Here is a 21,323-nt window from a genome sequence, read left to right as displayed (position 1 = left end):
CCTCTCTTTATCCCGCCTTCCTCCCCGCCCTCCCCCTCTCTCCTCCCCCCCTCCCCCCCCCCCCCCCCCCCCCCCCCCCCCCCCCCACCGCCGTACGCACGCACCTCTCACGAGGTGATCAGACCGTCTCGGCGACCTTCACCGTGTCGTCGCCCTCGGCCGTCTTCGGGGCCGTCGCCGGACCGGCGCCGCGGAGCGCCACCTCCTTGACGAAGAAGGCGAGGACCAGGCCGAGGACGGAGACCGCGGCGGCGACCAGGAAGGCGCCGTGCGTGCCCGTCGAGACCGCGTGCTGGTAGGCCTCGCGGAGCGCCTCCGGCAGCTTGGCCAGGCTGGCCGCGTCGAGCTGGGCCGTCCGCTCGGTGAAGCCGGATCCGCCGCTCGCCGCCATCTCGTCCTGGACGCGGCTCGTGAAGAGCGCACCCATGATCGCGACGCCGAAGGAGGAGCCGAGCGTCCGGAAGAGGGTGGTGGAGGACGAGGCGACGCCCATGTCCTTCATCTCGACGCTGTTCTGGGCGACCAGCATGGTGATCTGCATCAGGAAGCCCATGCCGGCGCCGAGGATCGCCATGTAGACGCCCGAGATCAGCCGCGAGGTGTCGGTGTCCATCGTGGAGAGCAGGAAGAGACCGACCGTCATGAGCACGCCGCCCAGGATCGGGAAGATCTTGTACTTGCCGGTGCTGGTGGTGAACCGGCCGACGACCAGCGAGACGACCATCATCGACAGCAGCATCGGCAGGAGCAGCAGGCCGGAGTTGGTCGCCGAGGCGCCCTGGACGGACTGCTGGAAGATCGGCAGGTAGAGGACCGCGCCGAACATCACGAAGCCGGTGATGAAGCCGATCAGGGACATCAGCGTGAAGTTGCGGCTGCGGAAGATGTGCAGCGGCATGATCGGGTCGCTCGCGCGGGTCTCCACCCGGAGGAAGGCGGCGAGAGAGAGCGCTCCACCGACCGCCAGTCCGACGATGGTGGCCGAGCCCCAGGCGTACTCCGTACCGCCCCAGGTGGTGACCAGGACGATCGCGGTGATGCCGACGGTCAGCAGCGCGGCGCCGAGGAAGTCGATCCGGGTGCCCGTGGCGCGCTGCTTCTTCGGCAGGTGCAGGACGGTGGTGACCATGGCGAGGGCGACGGCGCCGAGCGGCAGGTTGATGTAGAAGGACCAGCGCCAGCCCCAGTGGTCGGTGATGGTGCCGCCGACCAGCGGTCCGCCGATCATGGCGAGGGCCATCACGCCGGCCATCATGCCCTGGTACTTCCCACGCTCGCGGGGCGGGATGAGGTCGCCGATGATCGCCATCACGCCGACCATGAGGCCACCGGCGCCGAGGCCCTGGATCGCACGGAAGCCGATGAGCTGGCCCATGTCCTGGGCCATGCCGCTGAGCGCCGAACCGATCAGGAAGATCACGATCGAGGTGAGGAAGACGCCCTTGCGGCCGAACATGTCGCCGAACTTGCCCCACAGGGGGGTCGAGGCGGCGGTGGCCAGCGTGTAGGCGGTGACGACCCAGGAGAGGTGCTCAAGTCCGCCGAGCTCGCCGACGATGGTCGGCATCGCGGTGCCGATGATCATGTTGTCCAGCATCGCGAGGAGCATGGTGATCATCAGGGCGAGCAGGACGACGCGGACGCTGCGCGGCTGCGGTTCCGTCTCCCCCTGTGCCGGTGTCGCTGTGGCTTGCGTCGTCATCTTCATCCCTTACTTGCCGCCCGGCTAGTTACTACACTGGGGACGGTAGACCTGTAACTTGCCGGTCGTCAAGTAAGTTCTTCGGAAAGTGGAGGGCAGTCATGGCCCGAGGCAACACCCGCCAGCGCATCCAGGACGTGGCCCTGGATCTCTTCGCCGAACAGGGCTACGAGAAGACCTCCCTGCGCGAGATCGCGGAACGCCTCGACGTCACCAAGGCGGCGCTCTACTACCACTTCAAGACCAAGGAAGACATCCTCATCGGGGTCTTCGAGGACATGACCCGGCCCATGGACGAGCTGATCGCCTGGGCCGAGGAGCAGCCCCGCTCCCTGGAGACCCGGCAGGAGGTCCTGCGCCGCTACCAGGTGGCACTGCGTGCGGCCGCACCGCTCTACCGCTTCATGCAGGAGAACCAGGCGACGGTCCGCGAGCTGAGCGTCGGCCTCACCTTCAAGGAGCGGATGCTCGCACTGACCGCGCTGATCCAGGAGCCGGACTTCGCGATGGTGGACCAGGTCCGCTGCGTCAGCGCGATCTTCACGCTGCACGCGGGCACGTTCTTCATGCAGAACATCGAGGGCGACCCCGAGGAGAAGCACAGGGCCACCCTCGAGGTCGCCCTCGATCTGCTCAATCAGGCCCACCGGGCCTCATGAGGTCTGTTCGTACGGCTCAGATGGAGACGCCGTGGGACCGCAGGAAGGCGGCCGGGTTCACGGAGGAGCCGTAGTTCGGGGTCGTACGGATCTCGAAGTGCAGGTGGGGGCCGGAGGAGTTGCCGGTGTTGCCCGAGAGGGCGATCTGCTGACCGACGAGGACCTTCTGGCCGATGTGCACCTTGATCTTCGACAGGTGGGCGTACTGCGAGTACGTGCCGTTGGCGTGCTTGACGACGATCGCGTTGCCGTACGCGGGGCCGTCGCCGCCGCCGTTCGGGCCGGCCTTCACGACGGTGCCGGTGCCCGCGGCCTTGACCGGGGTGCCGACCGGAACGGCGAAGTCCTGGCCGGAGTGCTTGTGGGCCCACATGGCGCCGCCCTGGTTGTAGCTGGCGGACAGCGTGTACGAGGCGACCGGCTTGACCCAGGACGGGGCCTTCTTGGCGGCGACCGGCTTCACGGCGACGGCCTTCTTGACCGCGGCGGCCTTCTTGACGGCCGTGGCCTTCGCGGCAGCGGCCTTCACCTGGGCGGCGACGTGCGCCTGGGCGTCGGCCTGAGCGGCGACGGCGGCGGACGCGGTGACCGCGACCGGGGCGGTGACGGCCTTGCCCTCGGCGGCGAAGGCGGACCCAGCTCCGGTCACCATCGTCGCTCCCAGGCCGGCGGCGGCAAGAGCGACGACGGTGACACGGGCGGCGGGGTTCATGCGCTTCGACATACGGGGGAAACCTCCGGGAAGTACGGGACCCGACGCGAACGGTGCTCTGCGTCGGGCTTGCTCATCCTTGGTAACCCGGCCCCCCGGTCATCCCAAAACACCCCATCTACGACATCGCGTCGTAGCGATCTCCGGAGAAGTTCGCCCCTTGACGCCCTCGGAGACCTCCTTCGAAATCGGACATACCGACACAAGAGAACCGGTTTATCTGCATGTCACGAGGTGCCGGAACCGCGTAAAACGCCTTCTGGCGTCCGGTTCGGGACACTCGGGGACCAAAGTCCCGACGGTTCACACCTGAACGTCCCGATTCGCCACCAAAGGTCGCCACTATTCCGCCTAGTACCCCTCGAAACCCCTGTGCGCCTTGTCACCAGGCACCCGCCCCCGATGGGATCTGGGTCACGCAACCGCACCGTCCGAAAGGCCGTCCCGCACTACGCTGACCGCTTCGGGGACCCACGGGGGGACACACATGGAACCGGCACTCATCGGCGTACGACTCGCCTCGTCCGCGATCGGCCCGCTCCTGAAGAAACTGCTGGTCAGCGAGGGTCCAGGGGCGGGCCTCACGGGCCGATCGGAGAAGGTCAGGCTCTCCTCACTGGTCTCCTTCCGCGGCGAGCAGCACACGCTGACGGAGAAGGACGTCCGGAAGCTGGCGGGAACGCTGGTGGGCCGGTCCGTGCAAGGGGCCGGCGAGCGGCCCTTCCCCGCCGACGAGACCGAGGCGGTCACCGACACCCTCGCCACGACCCTCCTCGCCCTCGGCGACCTCGACATGGACGACGTCCAGGCCGTCCGCCTCGGCCACACCGCCCTCGCCCGCCGCCTGCGCGCGGCGGCCCAGGCCCCGGACGGCCTGTCGACGGACTCGGTCCGCTATCTGGAGTCGATGACGGAGTGGGCCTGCCTCCACATCCTCGACTTCTTCACCCAGCGCTCCACGTTCGTGGCCCGCAGCCTGGTGGAACAGACCCGCGGGCAGAGCGAGCTCATCGCGAAGCTGGACGAGGTGATCCGCCGGGTGCCCCGGGCGGACGGCCGGGACGCGGAGTTCGAGCGGCGCTACCTGAACCACCTGGCGAAGAAGCACGGCCGACTGATGATCTCCGGGGTGGACCTGCGGGACGCACCGGAGAACTGGCCGCTGAACGTGGCCTACCTGTCGCTGGAGGCGACGGGAGGCCCGTCGCCTGAGAAGCCGTGGGCGGGCTCGGACGCGGGCACCGCCGCGTTCGCCGACATCCGCCCGGCCGTCCACCTGGGCGCCCCGCTCGGCGGACGCGCCGACCAGGTCCTCGCCCGGCACGACAAGGTGCTCCTGCGCGGAGCGGCCGGCTCCGGCAAGACCACCCTCGTCCAGTGGCTGGCGGTCTCCGCCGCGCGCGAGGACGCCCCCGCCGGGGACGGGAACGCCGACGACATGGCGTACCTCCACCACCGCGTCCCCTTCGTCCTCCCCCTCCGCGCCCTCACCCGGCACGGTGAGCGGCTGCCCGCCCCCGACCGCTTCCTCTCCGCCGTCGGCTGCCCGCTCACCCCGCCCGACGGCTGGGCCGACCGCGTCCTCGCCGCCGGCCGCGGCCTGGTCCTCGTCGACGGGATCGACGAGATTCCCGAAGTCGAGCGCGACCGGGCACGCCGCTGGCTCCGCGACCTGCTCGACTCCTACGAGGGCAACCGCTGGCTCGTGACCTCCCGCCCCACAGCCGTGAGCGACGACTGGCTCGCGTCGGACGGCTTCGCCGAGCTCGCCCTCGCCCCCATGTCCTCCACCGAGGTCGCCACCTTCGTCCGCCGCTGGCACCGGGCCGCCGGGCCGCCGGCGGCGCCGTACGAGCAGCCCCTCCTCGACGCGCTGCGCACGACGGCGGACGTCGCCCGGCTCGCCACCAGCCCCCTGATGTGCGGCCTGATCTGCGCCCTGCACCACGGGAGGCGCGGCTTCCTGCCCCGTGGCCGCAAGGCGCTGTACGACGCGGCGCTCGCGATGCTGCTCTCGCGCCGGGACCGGGAGCGGGACATGGGGACCCCGTACGGCATCGATCTCGACGACGCCCCCCAGATCCAGCTGATCCAACGCCTCGCCCACTGGCTGACGCTCAACGGCCGCACGACGATGGACCGCTCACGCGCGGAGTCGGTGGTGCGGGAGGCCGTCCCGGCGATCACGGACGCGGCGGCGTACGAGCCCGGCGCGGTCTTCACCCACCTCCTCCACCGCAGCGGCCTGCTGCGCGAGCCGACCGCCGACACGGTCGACTTCGTCCACCGCACCTTCCAGGACTACCTGGCGGCGAAGGCACTGGTGGACCGGTGGGACATCGGCGTCCTGGTCCGGCACGCGGCGGACGACCAGTGGGAGGACGTCATCCGCATGGCCGTCGGACACGCGCGCCCGCGCGAGTGCGCGGAGATCTTCGACGAGCTGCTGAAGGCGGCCGACACGGCACCGGACCGCCGTACGGAGCTCCGCATCCTGGTGGTGGCGGCGACGGCGCTCGACCACGCGACGGAGGTGGCGCCGGAGGTACGGGAACGGATCATGGCGCGGACGGGGGAGGTCATTCCGCCGCGCGGCCCCGTGGAGGCACGGGAGCTGGCCTCGGTGGGGCGGGCGGTCCTGGACCTGCTGCCGGGCCCCGAGGAGGTGGGTGACGAGGAGGCATGGGGCGTGACGACCACGGCGACCCACATCACGGACGACGCCGCGCTGCCCTACCTCGCCCGGTTCGCCGACCATTCGTTCCTCCCGGTGCGCTCCCAGCTGATGTGGGGGTGGTCGCGCTTCGACCCCGCGAGGTACGCCGAGGAGATCATCACCCGGCTCGACACGGAGGACCTGCGCTTCACGCTCGTGTCCGACCAGCAGGCCGCCGAGGTCGTGCGCCTCGGGATGCGCCCCAAGGAGCTGGAACTGCGGCCCGGTCTGAGCCCCGACGGCGTGGCCCTGCTGCGCGAGACGATCGGCGGCGCCGAGCACCTCCAGATGCCGGGAGTCCTCGTCGGGCTCCGGGCCCCCTTCCCCACCGAGAACGAACTGAGGGGCCTCGTGCTCTTCGGTCGCCCCGGGGGCGGGCTCGCCTCCCTCCGACACCTCACCGGCCTGACGTCGCTGAGCGTCCACGGTCTCGCGCCCCTGTCCGAGGAGGACTGGGCCGTGATGGCCACCATGAGCGGCCTCCATGACATCAAGGTGTCGGCAGGAAGCCTGGGTCACCTCCCGGAATCGCTGCGGTTCCCGTCGATCAGGTCGCTCGCCCTGGACTGCGCCGGCGGCACCACCGCGTCCCTGGGCTCTGCCGCACGGGCCTTCCCCGCCCTGCGCCAGGTGTTCCTCCTGGCGCAGGACGAAGCCGTGGTCCACGACCTCGCACCGCTGGCGTCCCTGCCTCTGCTCGAGACGGTCTATGCGTTCGAGGTCCGGTTCACCGGCGCCGAGCAGCTCGCGCCCTCCGTCGTGATCAGCGTCTGACCCTTGTGCTCAGGCGCTGTGCCTTACGCGTCCTTGGACAGGTTCGGGCCCGTGCCGCCCGTCGCCTCGATCGGCGGGGCGTCCGGCAGAGCCGTCTTCTCCTCGCCGCGGAAGGTGAAGGTGCGCTCGTCGCCCTCGCCCTCCGTGTCCACGACCACGATGTGACCGGGGCGCAGCTCGCCGAAGAGGATCTTCTCCGACAGCGAGTCCTCGATCTCGCGCTGGATCGTCCGGCGCAGCGGCCGGGCGCCCATCACGGGGTCGTAGCCCTTCTTGGCGAGGAGCTCCTTCGCGGACTGGGAGAGCTCGATGCCCATGTCCCGGTCCTTGAGGCGCTCGTCGACGCGGCCGATCATCAGGTCGACGATCTGGAGGATGTCGTCCTGCGTCAGCTGCGGGAAGACGATGATGTCGTCCACACGGTTGAGGAACTCCGGGCGGAAGTGCTGCTTCAGCTCGTCGCTGACCTTGGCCTTCATCCGCTCGTAGTTGGACTTCGTGTCGCCCTGGGCGGCGAAGCCCAGGTTGAAGCCCTTCGAGATGTCCCTGGTCCCGAGGTTGGTGGTCATGATGATGACCGTGTTCTTGAAGTCCACGACCCGGCCCTGGGAGTCGGTCAGGCGACCGTCCTCCAGGATCTGGAGAAGGGAATTGAAGATATCGGGGTGGGCCTTCTCGACCTCGTCGAAGAGGACGACGGAGAACGGCTTGCGGCGCACCTTCTCGGTGAGCTGGCCGCCCTCTTCGTAGCCGACGTATCCGGGCGGCGAACCGAAGAGACGGGAAACCGTGTGCTTCTCGCTGAACTCCGACATGTCGAGGGAGATCATCGCGTCCTCGTCGCCGAAGAGGAATTCGGCGAGCGCCTTCGAAAGCTCGGTCTTACCGACACCGGACGGACCGGCGAAGATGAACGAGCCACCGGGGCGCTTCGGGTCCTTCAGACCGGCACGCGTACGGCGGATGGCCCGCGAGAGGCCGATGACGGCGTCCTTCTGCCCGATGACGCGCTTGTGGAGCTCGTCCTCCATGCGGAGCAGGCGGCTGGACTCCTCCTCGGTCAGCTTGAAGACCGGGATGCCCGTGGCGGTCGCGAGGACCTCGGCGATCAGATCGCCGTCGACCTCGGCCACGACGTCCATGTCGCCGGCCTTCCACTCCTTCTCGCGCTTGGCCTTCGCGGCGAGGAGCTGCTTCTCCTTGTCACGGAGCGAGGCGGCCTTCTCGAAGTCCTGCGAGTCGATCGCGGACTCCTTGTCGCGGCGGACGCCGGCGATCTTCTCGTCGAACTCGCGGAGGTCCGGCGGCGCGGTCATCCGGCGGATGCGCATCCGGGAGCCGGCCTCGTCGATCAGGTCGATCGCCTTGTCCGGGAGGAAGCGGTCCGAGATGTACCGGTCGGCCAGGGTCGCGGCCTGGACGAGGGCCTCGTCGGTGATGGAGACCCGGTGGTGGGCCTCGTACCGGTCGCGCAGACCCTTGAGGATCTCGATGGTGTGCGGCAGCGACGGCTCGGCGACCTGGATGGGCTGGAAGCGGCGCTCGAGGGCCGCGTCCTTCTCCAGGTACTTCCGGTACTCGTCCAGCGTGGTCGCACCGATGGTCTGGAGCTCACCGCGGGCCAGCATCGGCTTGAGGATGCTGGCGGCGTCGATCGCGCCCTCGGCGGCACCCGCACCCACGAGGGTGTGGAGCTCGTCGATGAACAGGATGATGTCGCCGCGGGTGCGGATCTCCTTGAGGACCTTCTTCAGGCGCTCCTCGAAGTCACCGCGGTAGCGGGAGCCGGCGACCAGCGCACCGAGGTCGAGGGTGTAGAGGTGCTTGTCCTTGAGGGTCTCGGGCACCTCGCCCTTGACGATGGCCTGCGCCAGGCCCTCGACGACGGCGGTCTTGCCGACGCCGGGCTCGCCGATGAGCACCGGGTTGTTCTTGGTGCGGCGGGACAGCACCTGCATGACCCGCTCGATCTCCTTCTCGCGCCCGATGACCGGGTCGAGCTTGGATTCGCGGGCCGCCTGCGTGAGGTTGCGCCCGAACTGGTCGAGGACCAGGGACGTCGAGGGGGTGCCCTCGGCAGGACCGCCGGCCGTGGCGGCTTCCTTGCCCTGGTAGCCGGAGAGCAGCTGGATGACCTGCTGCCGCACCCGGTTGAGGTCGGCGCCCAGCTTCACGAGGACCTGGGCGGCGACGCCCTCGCCCTCGCGGATCAGGCCGAGCAGGATGTGCTCGGTGCCGATGTAGTTGTGGCCGAGCTGGAGGGCCTCACGGAGCGAGAGCTCCAGGACCTTCTTGGCGCGAGGGGTGAAGGGGATGTGCCCGGACGGGGCCTGCTGCCCCTGCCCGATGATCTCCTCCACCTGCTGGCGGACCGCCTCGAGCGAAATCCCGAGGCTCTCCAGGGCCTTAGCGGCGACACCCTCACCCTCGTGGATAAGGCCCAGAAGGATGTGCTCGGTGCCGATGTAGTTGTGGTTGAGCATCCGGGCTTCTTCCTGAGCCAGGACGACAACCCGCCGCGCGCGGTCGGTGAACCTCTCGAACATCGTTAATCGCTCCTCAGAGCGGTCAGTCAGTTAGGGGTCGATCCCCTCCCTGTCCTTCCGCAGCTTAGTCCCGCAAGCGGGGACCGCTCATTCCAACTGCCGACATCCGTCCGGATCACCCCCTCTTCCGCGGGGAGACCTGCTGCCGAACAGCCGACAAATGCTCCAACCCGATGGTGCGAGACGATGTTCCCGCAGGCCAAGTAGTTACCCGCGTCATCAGTACGCCGATGGCGAACGTGAGACGCCGAAGCCCGCGAGTCGCCCCTCTCCACTAGGAATGTCTTACCCGTAAGGACGGACACTCCATGCGGCGCACCCCGGTTCCCTCCGCTACCAGCGAACACCCTTGCGCTGCCGAATGCACTCGTACGCCCCATCACGGACACCTTGCGCGTTCGGAGGGGGACCGTGCGTCACCGGGAACGGTGGGTGGGGCGGCCGTCGCGCCTTCTCCGGCGTAACCATCGTGCCCCTCCGGGAGTTCCCCGGGCATGCCCTTCACCGTCCCGCTTCCCCGTACGCCGATCGACGACGGTCTCGCACGGTGGTACGAGCACGAGCTCGGCTGGGCCACGGTGGCCGGCCCGCCGGTGCAGCTGGTCACAGGGCTGCGCTTCGACGTCCTGGAGCTGCCCGCGACGGCCGGCCGCGGTGTACTGCGCAGGACGGGTCCGGCGACGGGTCCGGTGGCCCTGCTGGGGCGCCGGATGCGGTTGCTCGTGGCCGCGGGGAGCGCGGAGGAGCTGCCGGGACTGCTCGACTGGCTCGAGTGGGGCGGCATCTCGCTGGATCTCGCCGCGCTGGGCACCGACGGCCGGATGACCGCGCCCCTTCCCCCGGGGCGGGGCGGATCCGGCACGCCGGGCGCCGCCGTGTGGCTGCGGGCCCCGGCACCCGGCCGCGAGGTCGAGTCCTCGCTGCCGGCGCTGCGGTCCGCGCCCTGGGGCGGGGGGACCGCCCCGTGCCTGGTGCGTCTCGTGGCCGCCGCCGCAGCGGAGTGCCACCGGGTGCGGCTGCTGAGTGCCCGGGCCCGGGGGCCGGAGGCTCAGCAGCTGCCGCCTCAGCGGTTCGCGTCCTCGTAGGCAGCCTTGATGTCGGCGGGAACGCGACCACGGTCGTTCACGTTCATGCCGTTCTCCTTGGCCCACGCGCGGATCTTCGCGGTGTCCTGGCTGCCCGTCGCCACGGCGCGGCCCTTGCCGCGTCCGCCGGTGGTGCGGCCACCGGTGCGACGGCCACTCGTGGTGTACGGCTCGAGCAGGCCACGGAGCTTTTCCGCGTTGGCGGTGGTGAGGTCGATCTCGTAGGTCTTGCCGTCCAGCGCGAACGTCACGGTCTCGTCCGCCTCGACGCCGTCGAGGTCGTCGACAAGAAGGACCTGAACCTTCTGTGCCACCGGATTTCCTTTCATCGAAAATGCAGTACGCGGAAAGGAAACCGCTTTTCCCGGAAAAACACAAACCCCTGGCAGAGGTTCAGAACCCCGGCAACGCGGGAAACGTGCGCGATTCGGACATAGGGTTCCGTCGGGGTTCCGCCAGGGTTCCCCACGGGGTTCCGTCCGGCGTTCCACGGGGTTCCGGGGCGTTCCGCGTCACAGGTGCAGAAGCATCCGACTGTTGCCCAAGGTGTTCGGCTTCACTCGTTCGAGACCGAGGAACTCGGCGACTCCCTCGTCATAGGAACGGAGGAGCTCGCTGTAGACATCTCCGTCGACCGGGGTCTCGCCGATCTCGACGAAGCCGTGCTTCGCGAAGAAGTCGACTTCGAAGGTCAGGCAGAATACCCGCCGCACCCCGAGCCATCGGGCCGTGTGCAACAACTTGTCGAGCACCTGATGTCCTACGCCGGCGCCCTTGAAGTCGGGATCGACGGCGAGAGTGCGGACTTCCGCGAGGTCTTCCCACATCACATGGAGAGCGCCGCAGCCGACGACGGTGGCGTCCTCGTCGCGTTCCGCCACCCAGAACTCCTGGATGGACTCGTAAAGGGTGACGGTCGCCTTGTCGAGAAGGATCCCGCGCTGGACGAAGGGATCGACGAGACGGCGGACCGCGGCGACATCTCCGGTACGTGCCCTGCGTACGGTGACGGCTTTGGCGGAGGCCGCGGAGGCGGCCGGGGAAGCGGACGGCGACATGGGGGGACGCTATCGCCCCCGGGGCGCGGTTATCGCTCTCGGGCCCCGGTTCCGCCGGTTCCGCCGGTCCCCTCGGTTCCGCCGGTCTTCTCCTCGGGCTCGGCGGGAGCGGGAGCCGGGGCGGGGGCGGGGATCGGGTTGTCGCGCTGGACGATACGGATGGCGTCGTTCAGGGCCTCGCGCTGGTCCTGCGACATCATCCCGAAGAAGGCGACGAGCGCGGCGGCCGGGTTGTCGCTCTGGGCCCATCCCTCGTTCATCAGCGCGGCCGCGTATGCGGCGCGGGTGGAGACCGCCGTATATCGATAGGCACGGCCTTCGACTTCTCTGCGGACCCAGCCCTTCTGATGGAGATTGTCCATGACGGTCATGACGGTGGTGTAGGCGATGGACCGTTCCTGCTGAAGGTCCTCGAGAACTTCGCGGACGGTCACCGGACGGTTCCATTGCCAGACGCGCGTCATGACGGCGTCTTCGAGCTCTCCCAAAGGACGGGGCACAACGTCACTTTAGTGCGCAAAGGGACAATAGGAGGCGATTGAGGGCGAGAAACGCAACAAAAAGGACGTACGACCTCGAAGGGTCGTACGTCCCGGGTACCGCGGTGGTGCGTGGTGCGGGGTCCACGCGGACCCTCGGTCCCTGCCGGAGCCCAGCCCCTGCCGGAGCTCGGCGTCCGCCGGACCTCAGCCCCTGGGGCCGTTGTCCGCCGACTGGCGCACGGCCTCGGCGCGGGCGATCGCGGCGTCCACGATCGCGTCCTCCTTGGCCTTGTTCGGCCCGCCCTGGCTCTTGATGATGATGGCGACGACACCGAAGAAGAAGATGGCCATCACGATGGGCGGCACAAGCGCGGATACGTAGTCCATGGCGACCAGACTAGCTATCCGGCGACCCGCTCCTCCGGCGGGGGCGGGGGTACGGGCCTCCGGCGCGGCGGGAAGACCTCCGACGGCTTGGGCACCGGACGCTCGGCCGGGGCCGGCGGTGTCGGCTTGGGCTCGTCGGCCGCCGACCGGCCGCCGGGGAGGGCGAGCAGCCGGGCCCTGGGGGCCGTGGAGGCGGCCAGGGAGGTGGTGGTGGCCTGGGAGACCCGGGCCAGGCGCGCGCGCACCGAGCGCTCGGCGAGGATCTGGCAGCGGGCGAGCAGCGCGGCGGCCGCGGGGTTGCGGCGCAGCGCGCGCAGGGCGGCGAGGTCGTCGGCCGCGGGGTCGTACCCGGAGGCGAGGGCGTCCTGGAGGAGCTCCAGATAGCCGCTGAGCGACCCGGGCAGTGCCTCGCGGTAGCGGGCCAGGTCGTCGAGGAGGAAGGCGCGCAGTCGGCCGGCCTCGCGTACGGCCTCGTCAACGGATTCGGCCAGGCACAGGGCGTCCTGGACGTCCTCGTCCTGGAGGGGGGCGGGGTGGAGGGCGACGGCGAGGGCACGGCGGAGCACACGCAGCTCGTCCGCGCTGAACGCCATGCCGCCGCGGGATCCGTATGGCGTGGGCATGGGGCGACGATACGCGCTAATCGGACAATTTCCTCTTAGCGATCATTCCGGCGCGCCGGTGGCGGCCGGGGGCCGGCGGGGCCGCCCCCGGCCCTCACATGCGGGAGACGTTCCGCTCGTACACCATCCGCAGGCCGATCAGGGTGAGCCAGGGCTCGTGCTGGTCGATCTCCTTGGAGTCGGCGAGGACCATCGGCGCCAGGCCTCCGGTGGCGATCACGGTCACGTCCGACGGGTCGCCGCCGGGGCCGACGAGCTCCCGCTTCATGCGGGCGACGACGCCGTCGACCTGGCCCGCGTACCCGTAGACGATGCCGGACTGCATCGCCTCGACCGTGTTCTTGCCGATGACGCTGCGCGGCCGGGCCAGTTCGATCTTGCGGAGCATGGCTCCCTTGACCCCGAGCGCCTCGACCGAGATCTCGATGCCCGGCGCGATCGCCCCGCCCGCGTACTCCCCGCGCGTGGTGATCGCGTCGTACGTCGTCGCCGTACCGAAGTCGACGACGATCGCCGGGCCGCCGTAGAGCTCGACGGCGGCGACCGCGTTGATCACGCGGTCCGCGCCGACCTCCTTGGGGTTGTCCGTGAGGACCGGGACGCCCGTCTTGACGCCGGGCTCCACCAGGACCGCCGGAACGTCCCCGTAGTACCGGCGCGTGACCTCGCGCAGCTCGTGCAGCACCGAGGGGACCGTCGCGCAGATGGCGATCCCCTCGATGCCGTCGCTCAGCTCGACGCCGAGCAGCGGGTGCATGCCCATGAGGCCCTGGAGCAGGACCGCCATCTCGTCGGCGGTGCGGCTCGGATCGGTGGAGATCCGCCAGTGCTCGACGATCTCGTCACCGTCGAAGAGACCGAGGACCGTGTGCGTGTTGCCGACGTCGATGGTGAGCAGCATCAGGCCCGCACCTCGCGCAGGTCGAGGCCGATGTCGAGGATCGGGGAGGAGTGGGTGAGGCCGCCGACGGCCAGGTAGTCCACACCGGTCGCGGCGTACGCGGCCGCGTTCTCCAGGGTCAGCCGGCCCGAGGACTCCAGGGCCGCGCGGCCCGCGACGAGGGCGACGGCCTCCTCGGTCTCGCCCGGGGTGAAGTTGTCGAGCAGGATCAGGTCGGCGCCCGCGTCCAGGACCTCGCGGACCTGGTCCATCGTGTCGACCTCGACCTCGATGGGCAGCTCGGGGAACAGCTCGCGCACGGCCTTGAAGGCCTCGGCCACGCCGCCGGCCGCCACCACGTGGTTGTCCTTCACCAGGGCGGCGTCGGAGAGCGACATGCGGTGGTTGACGCCGCCGCCGCAGCGGACCGCGTACTTCTCCAGGGCGCGCAGCCCCGGCGTCGTCTTTCGGGTGTCGCGGACCTCGGCCTTCGTGCCCTCCAGGACGTCCGCCCACGCGCGCGTGGCGGTGGCGATGCCGGAGAGGCGGCACAGGATGTTGAGCGCGCTGCGCTCGCCGGTGAGCAGGTCGCGGGTGCGGGCGGTGGCGCTGAGGAGCACCTGTCCGGCCTCGACGCGCTCGCCGTCCTCGACGTGCCGCTCGACCTCGAACTCGTCGTCGCAGACGATCGAGAGCACGGCCTCGGCCACGCGCAGACCGGCCACGACACCGGCCTCGCGGGCGGTGAAGTCGGCGGTCGCGACGGCGTCCTCGGGGACGGTCGCCACGGTCGTCACGTCGACGCCGCCGTCGAGGTCCTCGGCGATCGCGAGGTGGGCGATGTCCTCGACCTGGACGGGGTCGAGACCGGCGTCCGCGAGGAGCTCGGCGAGCGCAGGGTCGAGCCCGCACTCGAACTCCTCGCCCCCGCCGCCGCAGCCACAGCCGTCGCCGCAGCCGCCGGCCTCCTCGTCGGACGAGACCGAGTTGATCTGGATGAGAGGGACGTCCACGGGCTTCGGACGGGCTTCCTCGGGCGTGGTCACTTACGGCTCCCTGGTGGCTTCGGAGGTGGGGGGAAAGTCATGCGTGCCGGTCGTCCGGACGTCGAGGGTCCGCTCCGGGGTGAGGCGTACGACGAGATGCCGGCGCCAGTCCGTGTCGTCGCGGTCCGGGTGGTCCTCGCGCCAGTGACAGCCGCGGGTCTCCTCGCGGCGGCGGGCGGCGGCGACCAGGACCCGGGAGACGCAGAGCAGGTTGGTGGTCTCCCAGGAGTCCACGCCCGGCTCACCCGCCTTGGTGTCGTCGGTGCCGCCGGCGAGTGCGTCGCTGTGCAGCGCGTCGAGGGCCTCGGCCGCCTCCCGCAGGCTGGCCTCGGAGCGCAGCACGCCGGCGCCGGCCGTCATGATCCGCTGGATACGGGTCCGGGCGCCGGCCACGGGCAGCGGCAGGGTCACCGGGGTCGCGTGCCGCACCGGTGCGCCCGGCACGCGCGGGGCCGCGGCGATGACGTCGTCGGCGATCCGCTCGGCGAAGACCAGGCCCTCCAGGAGGGAGTTCGAGGCGAGCCGGTTGGCGCCGTGGACGCCCGTGCAGGCCACCTCACCGCACGCGTACAGGCCGGGGACGGTCGTCCGGCCCCGCAGGTCGGTGCGGACGCCGCCGGAGGCGTAGTGGGCGGCCGGGGCGACCGGGATCGGCTCCGTGACCGGGTCGATGCCGTGCGAGCGGCAGGCCGCGAGGATCGTGGGGAAGCGCTCCTCCCACATCTCGGCGCCGAAGTGGCGGGCGTCGAGGTACATGTTCTCCGTGCCGTGATCCTGCATGCGGCGCGTGATCGCCTTGGCGACGATGTCCCGGGGCGCCAGCTCGGCCAGCTCGTGCTGCCCGACCATGAAGCGGACCCCGTCGGCGTCGACCAGGTGGGCGCCCTCGCCCCGTACCGCCTCGGAGACCAGCGGCTGCTGGCCCTCGGAGCCGGCGCCGAGGAAGAGCACCGTGGGGTGGAACTGGACGAACTCCAGGTCGGAGACCTCGGCCCCGGCACGGAGCGCGAGCGCGACGCCGTCGCCGGTGGAGACCGCCGGGTTGGTGGTGGCGGAGAAGACCTGCCCCATGCCGCCGGTGGCGAGGACCACCGCGGGCGCGTGGACGGCGCCGACGCCGTCGTGCTGGCCCTCGCCCATCACGTGCAGGGTGACGCCCGCCGTACGGCCCTCGGCGTCCGTCAGGAGGTCGAGGACGAGGGCGTGCTCGATGGTGCGCACGCCCCGGTCCCGTATCGCCTCGACCAGTGCGCGGGAGATCTCGGCGCCGGTCGCGTCCCCGCCCGCGTGCGCGATGCGTCGGCGGTGGTGGCCGCCCTCGCGGGTCAGCGCGATCTCGCCGTCGGCGGTCTTGTCGAAGTCGGCGCCGGTCGCGATCAACCGGCGGACGGCGTCGGGGCCCTCGGTGACGAGGACGTGGACCGCCCGCTCGTCGCACAGCCCTGCGCCGGCCACCAGGGTGTCGTCGAGGTGCTGCTCGGGGGTGTCGCCCTCGCCGAGGGCGGCGGCGATGCCGCCCTGGGCCCAACGCGTGGAGCCGTCGTCGAGCCGGGCCTTGGTGACGACGACCGTACGGAGCCCGGCGGCGGTGCAGCGCAGGGCGGCGGTGAGGCCGGCGACCCCGGAGCCGACCACGACGACGTCGGCGTCGATGGCCCAGCCGGGGGCGGGGGCGTGCAGCCGTATTCCGGTCACTGGGTGGCTCCGAACGTGGTGGACATGGTGGCTCCGAGAAGGAGGGGGATGTTGTCGATCAGCCGCGTGGCGCCCACGCGCGCGGCGACCGCGAGGATCGCCTCCCCGTCGTGGTCGTCGGCGACCTCGGTGAAGTCGGCCGGGTCGACGAGGGCGAGGTAGTCGAGGACGAGCGGCGGCTCGGCCCGCGACGCGTCGTCGAGCACGGTACGGGCCGCGGCCCGTACGGCATCGGCGCCGCAGCCCTCGGCCGCCTGCGCGACCGCGTGGGCGTCGGCGGCGGCCCGGGCCTCGCCGAGCCGGGCGAGGGCCTCGGCGCGGTTCTGGTCGCCGGGCAGGGCCACGGCACGCGCGCGCAGCGCCTCCTGGGCGGCGAGCCGATCACGGGCTGCGAACAGCGCGCCGGACAGCGCGAGGGCGGTACGGCGCTCGTCGGCCGACAGGTAACGGTTGCGGCTGGAGAGGGCGAGGCCGTCCGTCTCGCGGACCGTCGGCACGCCGACGATCTCGACCGGGAAGTTCAGGTCGCGGGCCATCCGGCGGATCAGGGCCAGCTGCTGGGCGTCCTTCTGGCCGAAGAAGGCCAGGTCGGGCGCGGTGAGGTGGAGCAGCTTCGCGACGACGGTCAGCATCCCGTCGAAGTGGCCGGGCCGGGAGGCGCCTTCGAGGAGCTCGCCCATGGGGCCCGCGGTGATGCGGACCTGGGGCTCTCCGCCCGGATAGACCTCGTCGACGGACGGCGCGAAGACGGCGTCGGCGCCCGCGGCGAAGGCCACGTCCAGGTCGGCGTCGAGGGTGCGGGGGTAGCGGTCGAGGTCCTCGCCCGCACCGAACTGGAGCGGGTTGACGAAGACGGTGACGACGACGAAGCCCTTGTCGCCGACGCGCTCGCGCGCGGCCCTGACCAGGGAGGCGTGGCCGTCGTGGAGGGCGCCCATGGTCATGACCACGGCGTTCCTGCCGGGGGCGCCGAAGCGGGCCGCGGCGTCGTGGAGGTCCTCGGCCGTGCGCAGGAGTCCGGCCGGCCGGTGGTCGTCGGGACGGCCGCTCACGGCGCGGTCACGCGCGGACAGGCTCATCGGTCGTCTCCTTGCGGCCCTTCGGCCGCTCCGGTGGTGCCGGTCTCGCCCGTCGAGGGGTCGGCGAGCACGCCCAGCAGGTCCTCGGCCAGCTCGGGCTTGAGCAGGCCGTGCGCGAGCGCGCGGTCGGCGGTCGTGCGGGCCATCGCCAGATAGCCGGCGACCGTGCCGGGCGCGTGCTTGCGCAGCTCTGCGACGTGGGCGGCGACCGTGCCGGCGTCACCGCGCGCGACGGGGCCGGTGAGGGCCGCGTCACCGGACCGCAGCGCGTTGTCCAGGGCGGCGCCGAGCAGCGGGCCCAGCATCCGGTCCGGGGCCGCGACCCCGGCCTTGTGCAGCAGCTCCATCGACTGGGCCACCAGGGTGACCAGGTGGTTCGCGCCGAGCGCCAGCGCCGCGTGGTAGAGCGGGCGGGCGTCCTCGGCGATCCACTCGGGCTCGCCGCCCATCTCGATCACCAGGGCCTCGGCCGCCAGCCGCAGCTGCTCCGGCGCGGTGACCCCGAAGGAGCAGCCGGCCAGGCGCTGGACGTCGACGGGCGTGCCGGTGAAGGTCATCGCGGGGTGCAGGGCGAGGGGCAGGGCGCCCGCGCGCCGGACGGGGTCCAGGACCCGGGCCCCGTACCGCCCGGAGGTGTGCACGACGATCTGTCCCGGCCGTACGGCTCCGGTGTCGGCGAGGCCCTCGACCAGACCGGGCAGCGCATCGTCCGGCACGGTCAGCAGGACCAGGTCGGCGAGGGCGAGGACGCGCGCGGGCTCCACGACGGGAACGTCGGGCAGGAACTCCGCGGCGCGGCGCCGGGAGGCGTCGGAGACCGCCGAGACGGCGACGGGGCGGTGCCCGGCGAGCCGGAGGGCGGCGGCGAGGGCGGGGCCCACGCGGCCCGCGCCGACGACTCCGACGGTGAGCCGGGCGGGTCGGTCCTCGGCTCGGGGCTCTGGCGCTGCTGATGCGTTCACGGTGGGGACGGCCTTCCGTTCCAGTCCTCGGCGGGTACCGGACGATTTCTGGTCATGCTACGCCAGCGTTTCGCGGTGCTCCGTGGCTGTCCACAGGGTGTGGGCGGTGGTGTGATGATCGCTGCATGAATCCTGTTGACCCTGTGGACGAGGAAGCGGCCCGGCTCCACCGGGCGAAGGTCTGGGGCGGCGCCGACCGCACCCTGTGGCGCACCCAGGTGGACGGCACGGTGGGCACGCGGCTGCGTGAACTCGCCGACTGGGCCGAGACCTCCGGCCACGGCGAGGGGCCGCTCGACACCTACGGGGACGGGCTCGTCGAGGAGCTGGAACGGCGCGTCGCCGAGGAGCTCGGCCTCCCTTCCGCCGTCTTCTTCCCCACCGGCACGATGGCGCAGCAGGTGGCCCTGCGCTGCTGGGCCGGGCGGACCGGCAGCCCCGTCGTCGCCCTCCATCCGCTCGCCCACCCGGAGGTCCACGAGGACGGCGCGTTCGGGGCCGTCTCCGGGCTCCGCACCGTCCACCCGACCGACGCGCCCCGGCTGCCGACGGCCGAGGAGGTACGGGACCATCCGGAGCCCTTCGGAACGCTGATGCTGGAGCTGCCGCTGCGGGACGCCGGCTTCGTGCTGCCGTCCTGGGAGGAGCTGACCGCGGTGGTGGAGGCGGCCCGCGAGCGCGACGCCGTGGTCCATCTCGACGGGGCGCGGCTCTGGGAGTGCACGCCCCGTTTCGGCCGTACGCTCGCGGAGATCGCAGGGCTCGCCGACAGCGTCTACGTCTCGTTCTACAAGTCGCTCGGCGGGCACTCCGGCGCCGCGCTCGCCGGACCCGAGGACGTCATGGCCGAGGCGAGGGTGTGGCGCCACCGGTACGGGGGCCAGCTGTTCCAGCAGTACCCGGCGGCCCTCTCCGCGCTCCGGGGCCTGGACGAGGAGCTGCCCCGGCTGCCCTCGTACGTGGCCCACGCGCGCGTGGTGGCCGACGCGGTCCGGGAGGCGCTCACGGAGGCGGGCACCGGATGGTTCCGGGTCCACCCCGGGACCCCGCACACCCACCAGTTCCAGGTCTGGCTGCCGTACGAGGCCGAGAGGCTGACGGCGGCGTCCCTCGCCCTGACCGAGGCCACCGGCACGGTCCTCTTCCGCCGCTGGTTCACCCCGGGCGCGGGAGGCCCGCCGGGGGTCGCCGTGACGGAGCTGACGGTGGCGGGACCGGGCCTGGAGTGGACGGCGGAGGACGTACGGGCGGCGGTACGGGAGTTCCTGGCGCGACTGGGGTAGCAGGCCCGCTCGCGTTGGCCTCGCTCGCTCCTGGGGTCAGGAGGCGCGGCGGCGCAGGGCGGCCCGCAGACCGCCCCTCGCAGGGCGGCCCGCCAGGACCCGCTCGAAACGGCGCCGGTCGCGGACCGCCCGCAGGACGGCGAGGTCATGGGTGCCGGGCGCCGGCGGCGTCGGCTCACCGAGGCGAGCGGCGCGGTAGGCGTCGAAGAGGTACTGGTGCATCGCGTTCATGACCTCACCGTGGGCCCGGCCCCGGGCCCACGGCGCTCCGTTTGACGGCTCCCGTCAAACGGTGGTCCCGGGCCCGACGTCACGCCGATTGACGGCCCTCGTCAAACGTCGCGACACCTTCCCCGCCCCACCCCGCACCATGGTGGGGTGAGCGTGACCATCGACATCACCGGACTGCCGCGCGAGCGGATCGTCTTCTGCCCCTCGCCGCTGGCGGAGCTGGGCGCCGCCCTGCACGCCCTCGCCGAGCCCGCACACCACGCCAGGCTGCACGCCTGGACCACCGCGACGGCCGCCGCGCTTGAGCCCGAGCTCGCGGACCGGCTGCACGAGGCCGACTTCATGTGGCGGTCCACCCGCTCCGACATCCTGCTGCCCGCCCTGCCCCGCGCGACCCTCGCCGAGGAGCTGGACGACCTCGACCGCATGGACGACGAGAAGTACGTGGGCTCGGCCCTGGAGATCTCCTGCGCCAGCCGCTACTCGCGCGGCGCCCCCTCGCCGCTCGTCGACGAGCGGTCGCGGCGCCGGGCGCTCGAACTGGCCGCCGCGCGCGGACCGCGCCAGGCGGCGTTCGTGGAGCGGATGCTCGCCGACCCTCCCGGTACGCGCGCGTGGATCCGGCGGCTCATGGAGGACTGCGACGAGGCCTTCTTCGCCGACACCTGGCGCCGCGTCCGGGTCCAGCTCTCCGCCGACGCCCGCCACAAGACGGAGCTGATGCGCCGCAAGGGCCTGGCCGAGGCCGTCGCCGACGTGTCCTCCGCGATGGTCCTGGAGGAGGACGAGGCGGGTTCCCGGATCGTCGTCGACAAGCTGGTCCAGGGCCGCGCGGACGCCGAGGGCACGGGCGTGACGTTCCTGCCGACCGCCTTCGGCTGGCCGCACCTCTTCGCGCTGCACGCCCCCGGCTGGCAGCCGGTGATCCAGTACCCGGTGCCCGCCCGCGACCTCGGCGGCGGTGCCCCCGTCGACACGGTCATGCTGCGTATGGAGGCGGTCGCCCACCCGATGCGGATGCGGCTGAGCCGCAGCCTCGCCCGGGGGGCGTACTCGACGAGCGAGCTCGCCGACACGTACGGCATCAGTGCCCCCGAGGTCTCCCGCCACCTCGCGGTCATGAAGAAGGCCGGTCTGATCACCACCCAGCGCCGTGGCCGCTACGTCCTGCACCAGCTGGACGTGGCCGTCGTCGCCCGCCTCGGCAGCGACTTCCTGGAGAGCGTGCTGCGGTAGGCCCCGGTCCCGGGCCGACCACCGGTCCCAGGCCGACCCTCCCGCCGGGCCGACCCTCCCGCCGGGCCGCCCGCCCGGCGCCGGGCGGGCGGCCGGGCCCCGCCAGAGGACCGGGGCCGGGCCCCGTCCGACAGCGGCACGGCCGGGGTTCAGGCGGAGAGGGCGTG

At 71.7% G+C, this 21,323-nt stretch carries 19 protein-coding genes; 5 read left to right on the top strand and 14 right to left on the bottom strand.

The annotated features are described in order from the left end of the window. Window positions 1-118: 118 nt before the first annotated feature. Entirely contained in the window at window positions 119-1,702 is a 1,584-nt protein-coding gene (locus tag ACZ4XX_RS03710; RefSeq protein WP_468506353.1) for an MDR family MFS transporter, read from the bottom strand. A 101-nt stretch (window positions 1,703-1,803) separates the two neighbouring features. On the opposite strand from ACZ4XX_RS03710, the gene ACZ4XX_RS03705 reads away from it, so the two are divergent. Continuing rightward, complete coding sequence (locus tag ACZ4XX_RS03705; protein WP_468506352.1) at window positions 1,804-2,361, top strand: TetR/AcrR family transcriptional regulator; 558 nt, start codon at window positions 1,804-1,806, stop codon at window positions 2,359-2,361. A gap of 16 nt (window positions 2,362-2,377) precedes the next feature. On the opposite strand, the gene ACZ4XX_RS03700 is transcribed toward ACZ4XX_RS03705, so the two are convergent. Further along, the gene (locus ACZ4XX_RS03700; protein WP_468506351.1) at window positions 2,378-3,085 is read right to left on the bottom strand and encodes a M23 family metallopeptidase; all 708 of its coding nucleotides are present in this window, start codon (window positions 3,083-3,085) and stop codon (window positions 2,378-2,380) included. 475 nt (window positions 3,086-3,560) lie between these two features. On the opposite strand from ACZ4XX_RS03700, the gene ACZ4XX_RS03695 reads away from it, so the two are divergent. Beyond that, window positions 3,561-6,563 carry an NACHT domain-containing protein gene (locus ACZ4XX_RS03695; protein WP_468506350.1) on the top strand — a complete coding sequence of 1,001 codons (3,003 nt, stop codon included), beginning with the start codon at window positions 3,561-3,563 and terminating at the stop codon, window positions 6,561-6,563. A 23-nt stretch (window positions 6,564-6,586) separates the two neighbouring features. Here the strand turns inward: ACZ4XX_RS03695 and ACZ4XX_RS03690 are convergent, their stop codons facing one another. Further along, a complete protein-coding gene (locus ACZ4XX_RS03690; protein ID WP_187621651.1) occupies window positions 6,587-9,109 on the bottom strand; it encodes an ATP-dependent Clp protease ATP-binding subunit in 2,523 nt (840 codons plus the stop codon). A 494-nt stretch (window positions 9,110-9,603) separates the two neighbouring features. Here ACZ4XX_RS03690 and ACZ4XX_RS03685 point away from each other — a divergent pair, with 494 nt between their 5' ends. Continuing rightward, entirely contained in the window at window positions 9,604-10,194 is a 591-nt protein-coding gene (locus ACZ4XX_RS03685) for an SCO3374 family protein (protein WP_468506349.1), read from the top strand. Here ACZ4XX_RS03685 and ACZ4XX_RS03680 read toward each other — a convergent pair. The 10 genes from ACZ4XX_RS03680 to ACZ4XX_RS03635 all read right to left on the bottom strand — a co-directional run bounded on the left by ACZ4XX_RS03680 (window position 10,173) and on the right by ACZ4XX_RS03635 (window position 18,406). Then, the gene (locus tag ACZ4XX_RS03680) at window positions 10,173-10,508 is read right to left on the bottom strand and encodes a histone-like nucleoid-structuring protein Lsr2 (protein WP_030324199.1); all 336 of its coding nucleotides are present in this window, start codon (window positions 10,506-10,508) and stop codon (window positions 10,173-10,175) included. The two genes, ACZ4XX_RS03685 and ACZ4XX_RS03680, sit on opposite strands and share 22 nt — an antisense overlap. A 198-nt stretch (window positions 10,509-10,706) precedes the next feature. Next, window positions 10,707-11,252 (bottom strand): amino-acid N-acetyltransferase, encoded by a 546-nt coding sequence (locus tag ACZ4XX_RS03675; RefSeq protein ID WP_355962746.1) that lies wholly within the window; start codon window positions 11,250-11,252, stop codon window positions 10,707-10,709. Window positions 11,253-11,281: 29 nt separating this feature from the next. After that, the gene (locus tag ACZ4XX_RS03670) at window positions 11,282-11,752 is read right to left on the bottom strand and encodes a BlaI/MecI/CopY family transcriptional regulator (protein WP_468506348.1); all 471 of its coding nucleotides are present in this window, start codon (window positions 11,750-11,752) and stop codon (window positions 11,282-11,284) included. A 186-nt stretch (window positions 11,753-11,938) separates the two neighbouring features. Continuing rightward, window positions 11,939-12,121 carry a hypothetical protein gene (locus ACZ4XX_RS03665; protein WP_468506347.1) on the bottom strand — a complete coding sequence of 61 codons (183 nt, stop codon included), beginning with the start codon at window positions 12,119-12,121 and terminating at the stop codon, window positions 11,939-11,941. Window positions 12,122-12,135: 14 nt separating this feature from the next. After that, the gene (locus tag ACZ4XX_RS03660; RefSeq protein WP_468506384.1) at window positions 12,136-12,714 is read right to left on the bottom strand and encodes a hypothetical protein; all 579 of its coding nucleotides are present in this window, start codon (window positions 12,712-12,714) and stop codon (window positions 12,136-12,138) included. Window positions 12,715-12,838: 124 nt separating this feature from the next. After that, window positions 12,839-13,645: a type III pantothenate kinase gene (locus tag ACZ4XX_RS03655; protein ID WP_468506346.1), complete on the bottom strand. Its 807-nt coding sequence runs from the start codon at window positions 13,643-13,645 to the stop codon at window positions 12,839-12,841. Further along, window positions 13,645-14,670: a carboxylating nicotinate-nucleotide diphosphorylase gene (gene nadC / locus ACZ4XX_RS03650; RefSeq protein WP_468506345.1), complete on the bottom strand. Its 1,026-nt coding sequence runs from the start codon at window positions 14,668-14,670 to the stop codon at window positions 13,645-13,647. Before nadC ends, ACZ4XX_RS03655 begins: the two co-directional genes overlap by 1 nt. Then, window positions 14,671-16,365: an L-aspartate oxidase gene (locus ACZ4XX_RS03645; protein ID WP_468506344.1), complete on the bottom strand. Its 1,695-nt coding sequence runs from the start codon at window positions 16,363-16,365 to the stop codon at window positions 14,671-14,673. It lies immediately after the preceding gene. After that, window positions 16,362-17,444: a pantoate--beta-alanine ligase gene (panC, locus tag ACZ4XX_RS03640; protein ID WP_468506343.1), complete on the bottom strand. Its 1,083-nt coding sequence runs from the start codon at window positions 17,442-17,444 to the stop codon at window positions 16,362-16,364. Before panC ends, ACZ4XX_RS03645 begins: the two co-directional genes overlap by 4 nt. Further along, on the bottom strand, window positions 17,441-18,406 hold the full coding sequence (locus tag ACZ4XX_RS03635; RefSeq protein WP_468506342.1) for a Rossmann-like and DUF2520 domain-containing protein: 966 nt from the start codon (window positions 18,404-18,406) through the stop codon (window positions 17,441-17,443). Before ACZ4XX_RS03635 ends, panC begins: the two co-directional genes overlap by 4 nt. 125 nt (window positions 18,407-18,531) lie before the next feature. Here ACZ4XX_RS03635 and ACZ4XX_RS03630 point away from each other — a divergent pair, with 125 nt between their 5' ends. Beyond that, window positions 18,532-19,689, top strand: coding sequence for a threonine aldolase family protein (locus ACZ4XX_RS03630; protein WP_468506341.1), 1,158 nt, complete (start codon window positions 18,532-18,534; stop codon window positions 19,687-19,689). Between the two features lie 36 nt (window positions 19,690-19,725). On the opposite strand, the gene ACZ4XX_RS03625 is transcribed toward ACZ4XX_RS03630, so the two are convergent. After that, window positions 19,726-19,920 (bottom strand): hypothetical protein, encoded by a 195-nt coding sequence (locus ACZ4XX_RS03625; RefSeq protein WP_468506340.1) that lies wholly within the window; start codon window positions 19,918-19,920, stop codon window positions 19,726-19,728. A gap of 147 nt (window positions 19,921-20,067) precedes the next feature. Between ACZ4XX_RS03625 and ACZ4XX_RS03620 the strand changes: the two genes are divergently transcribed. Then, window positions 20,068-21,156 carry a DUF5937 family protein gene (locus ACZ4XX_RS03620; RefSeq protein ID WP_468506339.1) on the top strand — a complete coding sequence of 363 codons (1,089 nt, stop codon included), beginning with the start codon at window positions 20,068-20,070 and terminating at the stop codon, window positions 21,154-21,156. Window positions 21,157-21,323: the final 167 nt, after the last annotated feature.

The sequence above is a fragment of the Streptomyces sp. NPDC029956 genome, assembly GCF_055574655.1.
The sequence above is the reverse complement of the archived record's forward strand: the minus strand, read 5'-3'. Positions and strand labels throughout refer to the sequence as shown.

Excerpts from the sequence above, each read along its gene's own strand:
- ACZ4XX_RS03710 (WP_468506353.1), bottom strand. The coding sequence starts at position 1,702 with ATGACGACGCAAGCCACAGCGACACCGGCACAGGGGGAGACGGAACCG.
- ACZ4XX_RS03705 (WP_468506352.1), top strand. The coding sequence starts at position 1,804 with ATGGCCCGAGGCAACACCCGCCAGCGCATCCAGGACGTGGCCCTGGAT.
- ACZ4XX_RS03700 (WP_468506351.1), bottom strand. The coding sequence starts at position 3,085 with ATGTCGAAGCGCATGAACCCCGCCGCCCGTGTCACCGTCGTCGCTCTT.
- ACZ4XX_RS03695 (WP_468506350.1), top strand. The coding sequence starts at position 3,561 with ATGGAACCGGCACTCATCGGCGTACGACTCGCCTCGTCCGCGATCGGC.
- ACZ4XX_RS03690 (WP_187621651.1), bottom strand. The coding sequence starts at position 9,109 with ATGTTCGAGAGGTTCACCGACCGCGCGCGGCGGGTTGTCGTCCTGGCT.
- ACZ4XX_RS03685 (WP_468506349.1), top strand. The coding sequence starts at position 9,604 with ATGCCCTTCACCGTCCCGCTTCCCCGTACGCCGATCGACGACGGTCTC.
- ACZ4XX_RS03675 (WP_355962746.1), bottom strand. The coding sequence starts at position 11,252 with ATGTCGCCGTCCGCTTCCCCGGCCGCCTCCGCGGCCTCCGCCAAAGCC.
- ACZ4XX_RS03665 (WP_468506347.1), bottom strand. The coding sequence starts at position 12,121 with ATGGACTACGTATCCGCGCTTGTGCCGCCCATCGTGATGGCCATCTTC.
- ACZ4XX_RS03660 (WP_468506384.1), bottom strand. The coding sequence starts at position 12,714 with ATGGCGTTCAGCGCGGACGAGCTGCGTGTGCTCCGCCGTGCCCTCGCC.
- ACZ4XX_RS03655 (WP_468506346.1), bottom strand. The coding sequence starts at position 13,645 with ATGCTGCTCACCATCGACGTCGGCAACACGCACACGGTCCTCGGTCTC.
- panC (WP_468506343.1), bottom strand. The coding sequence starts at position 17,444 with ATGAGCCTGTCCGCGCGTGACCGCGCCGTGAGCGGCCGTCCCGACGAC.
- ACZ4XX_RS03630 (WP_468506341.1), top strand. The coding sequence starts at position 18,532 with ATGAATCCTGTTGACCCTGTGGACGAGGAAGCGGCCCGGCTCCACCGG.
- ACZ4XX_RS03625 (WP_468506340.1), bottom strand. The coding sequence starts at position 19,920 with ATGAACGCGATGCACCAGTACCTCTTCGACGCCTACCGCGCCGCTCGC.